Raw genomic sequence first — 11900 nt, 5'->3', positions numbered from 1 at the left:
CTGGGCGTCACACCGGCGGCAACACCGCTGGCGCGACAGGACATCCGCCGCTACCCTCACCCGCCCGTCGTCATTGATCCCGAGGGACCAGCCCCATGTCCATCGACCTGACCCTGATCCTGGGCAGCAAGACCTATTCCTCCTGGTCGCTGCGCCCCTACCTGGCGCTGCGCCACGCCGGCCTGGCCTTCGAGGAGGTGGTGATCCCCCTGCGGCAGGCGGACAGCAAGGCGCGCATGCTGGCCCACAGCCCGGCGGGCAAGGTGCCGGCCCTGATCCATCGCACGGGGCCCCACCGCGCTCCCGGCGGGGACGTCACGGTGTGGGACAGCCTGGCCATCTGCGAATACGCCGCCGAGCTGGCGCCCGACGCCCGGCTGTGGCCGGAAGACGCCGCCACCCGCGCCCATGCGCGGTCCATCAGTGCCGAGATGCACTCCGGCTTCATGGACGTGCGCCGCAACCTGTTCATGGATCTGGGCCGCACCATCGACCGGCCGGAGCGTCTGGCCAAGGCCGCCGGCGACATCACCCGCATCCAATCCATCTGGGCCGATTGCCTGGGCCGGTACGGCGGCCCCTTCCTGTTCGGCGCCTTCACCATCGCCGACGCCATGTACGCCCCGGTCGTCACCCGCTTCCAGACGTGGAAGGTACCGCTGAGCGAGGCGTCCCAGGCCTATGTCGACGCCATCGAGGCCCTGCCCGCCATGAGGGACTGGCGCGCGGATGCCGCGAAGGAAACCGTCGTCCTGGACATGCTCCTGGATTAAGGGGTCAACCCGACGTGGGTCAGCCCGACGTGGCCAGGGTCACGTCGAAGCCCTGCTCCCGGTAATAGCGCGCGGCCCCCGGGTGCAGGGGCACGGCCAGGCCGGTCAACGCCGCTTCCTTGCGGATGCTGTCGCCCCGAGGGTGGCCCGCCACCAGCAGGCGGTGGGTGTTGGGATGCCACAGCGCCTTGACGATGCCGTAGGCCAGCTCATCCGGCAGGGCGGTGGTGGCCAGCCATTGGGCGCCCACGCCCAGGGTCTTGGTCTCCGGCACGCCGACATAGGCGCCGTCGCCGCCGATGGTGGTCTCGGTGAACAGGGGCAGGCCGGGGCTGAGGCGCGGCAGGCGGGCGTCGATGATGGAGATCAGGCGCACCGGCAGGCGCGCCGCCACGTCGGCCACCGCCGGCAGGGGGTAGCCGCCAATGATGAAGAAGGCGTCCAGCTGGCCCGAGGCCAGGCGGTCCCCCGCGGTGCCGGGGTTGAGGTAGAAGGGCTGCACCGTCTTTTCCGACAGGTCGTGCGCCTGCAGGATCAGCAGCGCGGTGGGCAGGGTGCCAGAACCCTTCTCGCCCAGGGCCACGCGCCGGCCCTTCAGGTCGTTCACCGTCTTGATGGGACTGTCGCCCCGCACCACCAAATGGACCGTCTCACTGTACAGGTTGGCCAGAGCCCGCAGCTCGGTGAAGGGCGGCTTGCCGGCGTAGGGGCCCTTGCCCTTGTAGGCCAGGAAGCCGATGTCGGCCTGCACCAGCCCCGTCTCATACCGGGCGGTACGCAGGGCCTCGATATTCTCCACCGCGCCGGAGGTGGTCTGCGCCACGGCGATGACGCCCGGAATGCCGCAGCTGCCGCCCCGGTCGCAGCCCGGGCTGCCCGGCGGGTTGCTGATGGCGTTGGCCAGGATGCCGCCGATGGGAAAGTAGGTGCCGCCGGTGGTGCCGGTGCCGATGGTCAGGAAGCGGATGGATTCGGCGTGGCCGCCCCGGCCGCCGCCGCCCCAACCCAGCCCAGCCGCCGCCAGGGCGCCGGCGGCACCCGCCAGGACATGTCGGCGCGGCACAGGGCGACGCGAGGATGCCGTGGAAGCCTCGCGGCCCTCCCCCGGTGACGGGGCCCCTTCCGGCGGCGGAAGGGGGGGCCGGGTGTGCGGTGCCTCAGACACGGGAGAACATCCTTCGACGGACGGCACGGCGGCCCCCCGCATGGTGAACCGTCCGGGTAATTATTATCGCGCCCGGGGTGAATTCCACGCAACGTTTGAATGCCGCGGCCGCACACTTCCTTCGGCCACTGTGGCCTTAAAGCGCCACCAGCCGCAGTTCGCGCCGCAGCAGCCGGGCGCGATCCTGGAACACCCGCAACCGCACCTTGAAGTTCTCCGGCGTCGGTTGGTAGTGCATGACGATGGCCAGCCGGTCCAGGCTGCCGTCGGCGCCCTGGAAGGGCAGGCCGATGCGGGGCACGTGGTACATCACGCCCTCGTCCGTGCCCACCTGGTCCTGGCCGAAGACGGGCTGGGCGTCGCGCACGATGGCCGCCTGGAACCCCAGCGCCGCCTCCAGCATGTCGGGCGGATAGAATTCATCGAAATAGCGGCCCGTGGGGTCGCTGCCGGCGGCCAACGCGGAAAGGGAACCGCAAAACACCACCCGCACCCGGCCATCGGCGCGGAAGGCCGTGGTCACCGCCAGATGGGGCAGGAAGCTGTCCGGCACCGCCGCCAGGTCCAGTGCCGCCGAGGGCGGCGGCACGGCCCCGCCCCCCAGCCCCCGCCACCACGCGTAGGCGTGGGCGATGGGACCGTCGGGCAATTCATCGGCACCGATGAAACCCGCGATATCCGGCAAGGGTTGGCAGGCATTCAGTGGCATAATGGAATGACCATACCGTCCGGCCCCGCTGACCGCCAGCCGCAAGACCATCATGCCTGGTCCACCTTTACGGTTAGAGGAGACAGCCCTTGAAACTTTACGGCGCCGCCCTGTCCCCCTATTCCGCCCGCGTCGTGCTGGCCATCCGCGCCAAGGGCCTGGAAATTCCCCTGGTGGATCCCCCGGGTGGCCAGAAATCGGCCGCCTTCCAGGCCATCAATCCGCTGGGGAAGACCCCGGTGCTGGACGCCGATGGCGCCTACATCCTGGAGTCAGCGGTCATTTGTGAATTTTTGGAGGACGCCTTCCCCAAGCCGGCGCTGCTTCCGGCCGATCCGGTGGCGCGGGCGGCCCAGCGCACGGTGGCGCGCCTGCTGGACCTGTACGTCCTGCCGCCGCTGCTGTCGCTGATGGCTCAACGGGCGACGGCCCAAACCGGCGACGCCGCCAGCGGCGCCAACCGGGTGGCGGAGTTGACGCGGGGGCTGGACGCGCTGGAGGTGGTGGTGGACAGGGGGCCCCTGCCGGCCCCCTCCCCGGGCACGCTGAGCCTGGCTGATTGCGCGCTGGCCCCCACGCTGATCTTCCTGGCGCGTTTCCTGCCCCGCTACACGCCGCAGGACATGCTGGAAAAACGGCCGGCGCTGGCGGCCCTATGGACCGCCTACGCCGCCCACCCCTTGGTCATCCCTATCGCGCGGGACATGGAGGACGCGCTGGAGGCGTTCCGCCAGCGGCGGGGCTGACGCCCCAACCGCCATCGGGGAGCGTTACTTCGCATTCATGCGTACGGCGCCATCCAGGCGAATGGTCTCGCCGTTCAGCATGACGTTGCGGACGATGGTCAGGGCCAGTTCCGCGTATTCCTCCGGCTTGCCCAGGCGCTTGGGGAAGGGGATGGAGGCCGCCAGGCTGTCCTGCACCTCCTGGGTAAAGCCCGCCACCATGGGGGTCCAGAAGATGCCGGGGGCGATGGTCATGATGCGCACGCCCACGCGGGCCAGTTCGCGGGCGATGGGCAGGGCCATGGCGTGCACGCCGCCCTTGGACGCGCTGTAGGCGGCCTGGCCCACCTGGCCGTCGAAGGCGGCGACGGAGGCGGTGTTGATGATCACGCCGCGCTCGCCATCCTCCAGCGGGTCCAGCGTGCTCATGTCGGCGGCCGCCAGGCGCAGGATGTTGAAGCTGCCGATCAGGTTGATCTCGATGACCTTGCGGAAGGCGTCCAGGGCCAGCGGGCCTTCACGGCCCAGCACGCGGCCGGCGGTGGCGACGCCGGCGCAGTTGACGGCGATGCGGGCGGCGCCATGGGCCTCGCGCGCGGCGGCGATGGCGGCGGTGGCGCTGTCGGCGCTGGTGACGTCGCAGCTGAGCGCCAGGCCGCCGATCTCGGCGGCAACCGCTTCCGCCGCGGCCAGGTTCACGTCCAGCAGGGCCACCTTGGCGCCCTCGGCCGCCAGCCGGCGCGCCGTGGCGGCGCCCAGACCCGAACCGCCGCCGGTGATGATGGCGGCAACACCTTGAACCTGCATGCTTCTCTCCCAATGGTTAGGCGGGTGACCAGTCTTCCCCGGCTTTTACCCGCCTTTCTGGCAAGGATGGGCGCCCGCGTCCAGCGGACATCCGGCACGCCGGCTGTGCGCGGGACCGCATGCGACAGAGCCCATGCGTACGCGTGGTTGAAAAAACCCCTTGCCATTCCGTACGCCACGGCGCAAAGGCACGGGCGGGGGATAAAGCGCGACGACGGCGATCGGGGGATGGTGCCATGCGGGTTTTCAGCACGCGGCGGCGCATGGCGGCGGCCTTGGCCGGCTTGGGTTTACTGGCGGCCAGCCATGCCGGGGCGCCCCCGGCACGGGCGGCCACGCCCGCCCCCTTCCCCACAGCGCAGGCGCCCGAGGTGGTGCACCTGCTGGACCAGAACTGGCCGCAGTCGGTGCGCCAAGGCTTCTACACCACCAGCCAAGGCTCGCAGCTGATGCCGTACAGCTGGTTCAAGGCGCTGGAGCGGCCGGCCTCGACCGAGCTGTTCTTCGCCGACCGGCTGGCGCGCTTCAACTACCTGCCCAACGACGTCTCGGCCCAGAACCCGGAAGGGCTGCCCGTGGGCTTCGCCCTGGACCGGGGCACCGGCCCCACCTCCATCGGCATGACCTGCGCCGCCTGCCATACCGGGCAGATCACCTACAAGGGCACGGCCCTGCGCGTGGACGGCGGCCCGGCCGACGCCGACTTCCAGGGCTTCCTGGTGGAACTGTCGGCCGCCCTGGCCGACACGGTGTCCGACAGGGCCAAGTTCAACCGATTCGCCGCGCGCGTGGGCGGGGACAAAACCCTGCTGAGAACCAGCCTGTCCGCCTTCTCCACCGCCTGGGAAACGTTCTTCAGCGCCGCCCTGGACGGGCAGGCGTGGGGCCCGGCGCGGCTGGACGCCTTCAGCATGATCTTCAACCGCCTGACCGGCCTGGATTTCCGCGTGCCGTCCAACGTGCTGCCGGCCCATGCCCCGGTCAGCTACCCCTTCCTGTGGAACGCCCACCAGCAGGATGCGGTGCAGTGGAACCTGTCCGCTCCCAACGGCAACTACATCAAGGCACTGGCCCGCAACACGGGTGAGGTGCTGGGCGTGTTCGGCGCGCTGAACGTCTGCGTCGCCGGCAAGGACCTCGCGGGGCAAAGCTGCCCGGGCGACCGGCGGCGCTTCGCCTCCAAGCTGTTTCCGCACATCCCCTTCTACGACACCTCCATCAGCGTGCCGGGCCTGATGAAGCTGGAATGGGCCATCACCCAGCTGGCGCCGCCCGCCTGGCCGTCCACCGTCTTCGGCGCGATCGACGCCGGCAAGGCGGAACAGGGGCGCCAGCTGTTCAACGAGGTCTGCGCCGACTGCCATCACATGACCCGGGCGGCCCTGAACCAGGATGTCTGGCCGGTGATGGACCAGCGCCCCACCGACACCGACCCCACCGTGTACCGCAACGCCCTGCGCTGGGCGAAGACCGGGCCGCTGAATGGCACCCGCGCCCTGCTGTTCGGCGACGGCGGATCGGTCAGCGTGGGCGATATGCCGGCCGACGCCCAGGCCGTCAGCGTCCTGACCAACGGCGTCATCGGCAGCGTGGTCGACGGCCTGCTGAACCAGAAGGGCGGTACGTTGAACCATGACGACTACGCCAATCTGGGCCTGACACCGTTGAGCCTGATCAAGCTGGCCATCGACCAGAAGACGGGCTCGGTCAACGATGTCGAACAGGCCATGGGCCCGGCCTTCAAGGCCGTGCCCCCCGCCGGCCCGCCGGCGCACAAGACGTCCTGCGTCACCAGCGACGGGGCGGCCGGCGACCAGACACCGCCGGTCTACGAGGCGCGGCCCCTGTTCGGCATCTGGGCCACCGCGCCCTACCTGCACAACGGGTCCGTTCCCACCCTGTGGGGGGTGCTGAAATCCTCGGCCCGGCCCGAGGCCTTCGCCGTGGGGGCCCGGGAGTTCGACCCCGTGCAGGTGGGCTACGTAAGTGCAGTGGGCACGCCGGGCACCCCAGCCGCGCAAACTTGGGTCTATGACACGACCCTGCCCGGCAACTGCAACCGCGGCCACGATGATTATCGCCGCGCCAACGGCAGCCCGCTGACGGACGACCAGCTGTGGGCCATCCTGGAATTCCTGAAGATGCTGACCACCAAGGATCAGCTCTGGACCAGCGTATACTGAGGATACCAGTGCGCCGTCAGGCCCTATGCCGGGCGGCTTACCCCTGAGGGAAGCTCCCTCTTCCAGCCCCTTTCCGTCCCCCGTCGCCGCCTTAGTTCATCCGCCGTAACCGGCTGAACCAGAGGCGGGAGGGGCGGTGCCTGACAGCTTTTCCAGTCACGCGCCCTTCGCGGCGGCGCCCGGCCAAGCCATGCGCGGCTGGGTCGAGGCCACCATCCCCGAAGGCCGGCTGCTGATCGGCCCCACCCTGGCCGTGCCGGCCGGCATGCGCCGCTATGCCATCACCCAGCCCTTCCGCCCCTGGCAGGACAACCGCGTCATCCACGCCCTGAACAGCCTGGACGATGTGGGGCGCCAGCGGCTGCGCCTGGTGGTGGACGGCGTGGACCATCGCTGCAGCACCGGGCAGTTGATGGGCCGGGTCATGGCCGACTTCGCCAACGGCAGCCTCAGCGCCTATCTCATCCCTCACGCCACGCCGCCCATATCCCCGCCCACCACGCCCCCGCCCCACCCTGGTGGGTACGGACAGCAGGACGGCGACCCGCCGGGCCAGCCGGCGCAATGGTCGATGACCGAACGCGTGGTCGGCATGCTCCGCCGCAGCATCCCCTACCTGCCGCGCGACATGCAGCAGGCGGCGAGAAGCCTGTTCACGCTGGAGACGCTGTACTGGCTGGCGGGTTTTCTGGCCGCCTGGGCGGTGGGCCACGCCGCCGGCTATGGCGAGGCCATCGACGTCGTCCTGCTGGGCGTGGGCTATGCCATGGTGGGCTGGTCGGTGTTCGGCGGCCTGAACGACCTGGGCCACGGCGTGGCCATGGCCACCACCGCCAAGACCGAGCACGACCTGGACGAGGCCGCGAAACGCACCGCCGCCGGCCTGACCGTGCTGACCATCAACGCCCTGATCGCCCTCATCGCCAAGGTGAAGCCGGCCTCCGGCGGCAAGCGCCCGCCGGTGGTCGAGGAAGAACCGCCGCCACCACCGCCGCCGCCGCCGGACCCGCCAGTGAAGCCGGTTGAGCCGGCGCCTAAGGCCCCGGTCTATCCTGAAAAGCCCACCGCCTATAGCGTGGCTTATGAAATGAAGCTGGACCCAAGCGACTTTGGCAAAAGCCGCTCAGTGCAGTTCAACCGAGCCAATGCGGCGCTGGACAACGCCCTTAAGAGCGATCCTGAATTCGCGGGGCAGATGGAGGAATTGATCCCCGGCGTGCAAAAGAGCGTCTCTTCCGTAGGTGGTAGGGCGACTCCGAAGGATTGGGTTTGGGAACACGCATCAACATCTACCGCCTCGGGACAACAGGGGGTCATGAGACTGGTGCCTGATTTCCAACACACCCCTGGGTCACCTTGGTGGCGCGTCCTGCATCCTGACCCTGGCGCCTCCGGTGGTTATTCCGAGTGGGCGATTCCCAATGGTGCGCCAAAGAACTAAGGATAGGTCATGGATATCAAACGCCTGAACGTCAACTTTGGTGGCACTCCCTCCCCTGGCTATCAGGGGGGCGACGCCGCTATCAATGACGTGGCGGCGCTGGTTCATAGCGCGCTGCCCTCCAGCTACATCGATTTTATAAAAGAAGCGGATGGTGGCCATCCGGAAATCGGAAGCTTCGCGCCAGTGGGCGGTGATGCCGGCAATCTGTTCGACATCGACCTGTTCTATTCATTCGGCGATAGCCGGGGGACGAACATCAAAGCTGCTCTCGCTCGTTGGGGCAGTATCCTTGGCCAGAACGCCCTTCCCATTGGGCGGGACGGGGGCGGCAATCAAATTTACATCGATCTGACGAATGGCGGCCAATCGGTCTGGATTTTTCTGCACGACGAAGAAAATCATAGACTTAAGATAGCCAATGATTTTGAAGCCTTTATCGGTCTTCTGCAGGAAAATCCGGACTTCATCTAGAGGAAGACGATGGACAGATACACCGGCAAGCCATTTCTACGCCTGATCGAGTGCTACATTCTGGATCTTATAGATCAGCTTGAAGACAAGCAGCGGGCGACGTTGAAGGCGATGGAGCCCAACCTGCAAAAGACCTACAACGCGCAAGGAACGTGGCAGGAAATCGTCGCCGCTCAAATGGCGTTTACCGAGTCATTCAACGCACAAGTCCGCACGTTTTGGAACGGATATCTAAACCATGCAAGGGCCAACCACGCATCCGTACATCCGGAGGAGTTCGCAATCTCTCTAGTCGATCAGAACTTCAACTCTGATCAATCACCCCGCTGAAACGGCGCCCCCCGAATGACGACAGAGGGTGATCAGTTCCAGTTCTGGCTGATGGATATGAGTGATGCGATCGACCGCTTCCTTCAGTCCGTCCCCACGCAGGTCGCTGCGCGGCTGGACTATTCGCCCGAATCGCTGAACGTGATCGAGGAGTACATCCTGGACAGGTACCCCACGATCGACGACATCAAAAAGCAAAGCGAAGCCAAGACCGTCGATGGCATGGCGCGCTATGTCGGCCAGGTATTCCGCAAGCACTTCGGCGGGAAATGGATCATCGATTTTTCCGATAAGAAGAATGCGTTCTACGGCCTTCCCCAGTTGTCGGGCATGCAGGAACAGCGGACGGCGTCTTGCCCGCTGACCCTGGTGACGGCGTCCACCGACCGGCGGACGGGGAAATTCATTCGGACGGTCTTTGAAAACTATCGCCAGCGGATCGCCCAGGCCCCGAAATGAACGACGCAGCATCGGCGCTGGTCATCGACCTCGTACGGGAATTCATCGCCTTCCTGAACAGCCACAGCCCCGGCTGGATCAAAGGCTATTACCGGTTTCGAGCGGAGGAGGCCCGGCATGGCGCCAACGCCTCCTACACCACCGCTTCGGACATCCAACTCATCGGCGCGGTGAAGGCGAGCACGTTTTATACCGCGATGAACGGAACGGGAGCTGCGCTGCTCCGCGCCCTAGGGAAGGAAACGGGCGTGTTCCTACTGACGGTGGATGCCGGCGCTCAATACGACATCCAGTTTGACTGGGATGATCCGGACCGGTGGCGGATCACCAAGCTGGACGGCGGCACGGGCTTGCCAGCGGGGGCATGACGCCCCCCGCCCTCAACTCGGGTCCTCGATGAACGCGATCAGCGGGGCCCAGTCCTGACGCAGGTCGGCCAGGCGCTTGGCCTTCTGGTCGAACAGGGTCAGGCCGGCGGCGGCGGCGTCGGGGTAGGCCTGGCTGTCGCGCAGGCGGGTCACCACGCGATGGCCCACCGTGCCCAGGAAAGTGTCCAGCCGGTCGGCGGCGCGGGTGCGGGCGCGGACGCGGTTGCCCACCACGGCCACGGCCTTGCGGCTTTTGCGGATGGGCTTCAGCTCGTCCAGCTTCTTCAGGAAGCGTTCCGTCGCCTGCTCATCGAAGGCACCGGGCAGCAGGGGCAGCACGATCACGTCGGCCTCAGCCACCAGCTGTTCCACCTCCTTGGGCTTCAGGGCGGCGGGCGCGTCGATGACCAGCACCTCGGCCCCCTTGGGCACGCTGTCGATCTCCTTGGTCCAGTCCAGGGCGGCAATCACCGGGGCGGTGACCGGCCGGCGCGCCAGCCAGCCCAGGGACGACTTCTGCCGGTCCACATCGGCCAGCACGGTCTGCCGGCCGTCGGCGGCGAAGGCGGCGGCCAGGTGGGTGGCGACCGTGGTCTTGCCGACGCCGCCCTTGATATTGGCCACGAGGATGGAAAGCATGGGGTGCCGGTTCCTTGAAATGCAGCGGTGAGGGGGGTCAGGAGGGCGGGTGCGGCCAGTGGTCCACCGGCGTCCAGAAGGGATCGGCGTCGAGGAAGTCGTCCACCGCGCGGCAGAGCGCGTCCTCCCCCACGGCCATGTGGGCGGCGTGCCAGCCCAGCACCAGGCCGGCGCCCATGTCCCAGCCCGCGGGGCTCACGTCCTTGGCGGCGGCCAGGTCGGCCCGCAGCTCCCGGATCAGCGCGTCCATGGTGGCGACGTCGTTCAGGTGGCCCAGCCCGTCCTGCAGGCCGGACAGCCGTTCCAGGTACTTGCGCACCGCCTTCTGCGGGTACAGCTCGCGGAAAAAGTCCACGGCGTAGCGCAGCTTCTTCATGGCGATGCGCAGGCCATGGCGGGCGGGCGCGTCCAACCGTTCGAAATGGCGGCTGCGCTTGGCGGCACGGTGGCGCTGCCGGGTCAGCACGGCGTCGGCGAAGGGCAGCAGCGGCTGGCCCAGCCAGGCCAGGCGGTCGGCCGGGGCATCGTCGCGCCAGCAGCGCCCATCCACCCAGCGACCCAGGGTCAGCAACAGCTCGGTATAGCCCGGACCCGACACGGCGGCCCGCGCCGCGGTATGGCCCCGGCCCCGGGCGCCCTGCGCCGCCATGGCCAGCGCCTGCAGGCTTTCCTGCTCCGGCATGGCCGCCGCCACCGGCGCCAGCAATTCCTCCAGGAATACGTCCCAGGACCGGGCCGGCCCCACAGCGTCGGCCAGGCCCTTCAGCGCCGTCTTCAGGGTGGCGGCCTGCGCCTCGGGCAGGATGGCCTTGAACAGGGTAAGGGCGGAGCGCAGGCGCCGCACCGCCACCCGCAGCTGGTGCACGCCCGACGGGTCGCCGGCCAGCACCGCGCCCTCGTTCGCCGCCATGTGGTGCAGGCAGGCACGGGCCACCCCGGCCAGCGCCGCCTCCACCGTGTCATCGGGATGGAAATTCAGGGGGCCGGCCTTCACCGCCTTGGGCGCCGCCGCCTCGCCGCGCGCCAGGGCGTAGCCACGCTCCGCCTTGGTGCGCAGTTCCAGGCGCAGGGGCACGGCGCGGTGCAAGGCCAGCGCCAGATCATAGAGCACGCGGCGGTCCTGGCCATCGGCCAGTTCCAGCTCCAACTCCGCGATCGGCTCTTCCCGGCCGTCGGCCGCGCGGGTGACGCCCTGGTCCACCGCCACGTCCACCGCCAGGCCGGCGGCCAGGGGCAGGGTGCGGGTCCAGCGCTTGACCTCGTTGCTGAAGACGGGGCCGAGGCGGCGCAGATCGACACCGTCCAGCAGGGCCTGGGCGGCGGCGTCGGTGAAGGCCTGGGGCACCAGGTGGCCATCCGGCGCCGGGATTTCCCATTCCGACCGGGCCAGGGCCATGCCGCCCCCGGCCGGCGGGCCCTTCAGGGTCTGCAGCACCTTAGCGCCCGAATGCCGCAGGCGCAGGCTGACACCCCGGGCGGCGAGGTCACCCTCCGGCGTGTCGAAATAGGTGTTGCGCAGCGTCTTGGTGACGGCGCGCGGGCCGGCCAGAACCGGCGCCGTCTTCAGCCGGCCGAGGTGCCGAGGATCGACCGCCAGCTTGAGCTCGATCTCCTGCGGGGCGGCCGCGGGCACGGAAACGGGCGCACCCTCCGCCGGATTGGCGGGGGGAACGGGTGACGTCGACGGGGATTCGGGCATCTAGGCGGGGTCCGGCATTGCCAGGGGCGGCGGCCGCTGGGGGCGCGCCCTTGTCCCCCAACGCTATAGGACACCCCGGGCGGGGACAATATGGTGAATGGTTAAACTTTGAGCGTTCACAGGTGGCC

13 protein-coding genes are annotated in these 11900 nt (G+C 68.5%); 8 read left to right on the top strand and 5 right to left on the bottom strand.

The window, feature by feature from the left end:
- The first annotated feature begins 95 nt into the window (after positions 1 to 95).
- Positions 96 to 773: a glutathione S-transferase family protein gene (locus Y958_RS01750; protein WP_186291219.1), complete on the top strand. Its 678-nt coding sequence runs from the start codon at positions 96 to 98 to the stop codon at positions 771 to 773.
- Positions 774 to 792: 19 nt separating this feature from the next.
- Here Y958_RS01750 and Y958_RS01745 read toward each other — a convergent pair whose 3' ends face one another.
- Together Y958_RS01745 and Y958_RS01740 are read right to left on the bottom strand one after the other, a co-directional pair.
- The gene (locus Y958_RS01745) at positions 793 to 1836 is read right to left on the bottom strand and encodes a TAXI family TRAP transporter solute-binding subunit (RefSeq protein ID WP_145622038.1); all 1044 of its coding nucleotides are present in this window, start codon (positions 1834 to 1836) and stop codon (positions 793 to 795) included.
- Between the two features lie 238 nt (positions 1837 to 2074).
- Positions 2075 to 2623 (bottom strand): PAS domain-containing protein, encoded by a 549-nt coding sequence (locus Y958_RS01740; protein ID WP_145727977.1) that lies wholly within the window; start codon positions 2621 to 2623, stop codon positions 2075 to 2077.
- Between the two features lie 113 nt (positions 2624 to 2736).
- On the opposite strand from Y958_RS01740, the gene Y958_RS01735 reads away from it, so the two are divergent.
- Positions 2737 to 3393: a glutathione S-transferase family protein gene (locus Y958_RS01735; RefSeq protein ID WP_088870664.1), complete on the top strand. Its 657-nt coding sequence runs from the start codon at positions 2737 to 2739 to the stop codon at positions 3391 to 3393.
- Positions 3394 to 3417: 24 nt separating this feature from the next.
- Here Y958_RS01735 and Y958_RS01730 read toward each other — a convergent pair whose 3' ends face one another.
- Entirely contained in the window at positions 3418 to 4179 is a 762-nt protein-coding gene (locus tag Y958_RS01730) for an SDR family NAD(P)-dependent oxidoreductase (RefSeq protein WP_088870663.1), read from the bottom strand.
- A 236-nt stretch (positions 4180 to 4415) separates the two neighbouring features.
- Here Y958_RS01730 and Y958_RS01725 point away from each other — a divergent pair, with 236 nt between their 5' ends.
- The 6 genes from Y958_RS01725 to Y958_RS01700 all read left to right on the top strand — a co-directional run bounded on the left by Y958_RS01725 (position 4416) and on the right by Y958_RS01700 (position 9434).
- Positions 4416 to 6362 carry a di-heme-cytochrome C peroxidase gene (locus Y958_RS01725; protein ID WP_088870662.1) on the top strand — a complete coding sequence of 649 codons (1947 nt, stop codon included), beginning with the start codon at positions 4416 to 4418 and terminating at the stop codon, positions 6360 to 6362.
- 136 nt (positions 6363 to 6498) lie between these two features.
- Positions 6499 to 7803 (top strand): hypothetical protein, encoded by a 1305-nt coding sequence (locus tag Y958_RS31805; protein ID WP_088870661.1) that lies wholly within the window; start codon positions 6499 to 6501, stop codon positions 7801 to 7803.
- A 9-nt stretch (positions 7804 to 7812) separates the two neighbouring features.
- Entirely contained in the window at positions 7813 to 8277 is a 465-nt protein-coding gene (locus tag Y958_RS01715) for an SMI1/KNR4 family protein (protein WP_088870660.1), read from the top strand.
- A gap of 9 nt (positions 8278 to 8286) precedes the next feature.
- Positions 8287 to 8607 (top strand): hypothetical protein, encoded by a 321-nt coding sequence (locus tag Y958_RS01710; RefSeq protein ID WP_088870659.1) that lies wholly within the window; start codon positions 8287 to 8289, stop codon positions 8605 to 8607.
- Positions 8608 to 8622: 15 nt separating this feature from the next.
- Positions 8623 to 9066, top strand: coding sequence for a hypothetical protein (locus Y958_RS01705; protein WP_088870658.1), 444 nt, complete (start codon positions 8623 to 8625; stop codon positions 9064 to 9066).
- A complete protein-coding gene (locus tag Y958_RS01700) occupies positions 9063 to 9434 on the top strand; it encodes a hypothetical protein (RefSeq protein WP_088870657.1) in 372 nt (123 codons plus the stop codon). Before Y958_RS01705 ends, Y958_RS01700 begins: the two co-directional genes overlap by 4 nt.
- A gap of 12 nt (positions 9435 to 9446) precedes the next feature.
- Here the strand turns inward: Y958_RS01700 and Y958_RS01695 are convergent, their stop codons facing one another.
- On the bottom strand, positions 9447 to 10073 hold the full coding sequence (locus Y958_RS01695) for a ParA family protein (protein ID WP_088870656.1): 627 nt from the start codon (positions 10071 to 10073) through the stop codon (positions 9447 to 9449).
- Between the two features lie 37 nt (positions 10074 to 10110).
- Positions 10111 to 11772, bottom strand: a complete 1662-nt coding sequence (locus tag Y958_RS01690; RefSeq protein WP_088870655.1) for a CYTH and CHAD domain-containing protein — start codon at positions 11770 to 11772, stop codon at positions 10111 to 10113.
- Positions 11773 to 11900: the final 128 nt, after the last annotated feature.

The sequence above is a fragment of the Nitrospirillum viridazoti CBAmc genome (assembly GCF_000730165.1).
Classification (GTDB): domain Bacteria; phylum Pseudomonadota; class Alphaproteobacteria; order Azospirillales; family Azospirillaceae; genus Nitrospirillum; species Nitrospirillum viridazoti.
This window is presented reverse-complemented; position numbering and strand designations above follow the sequence as displayed.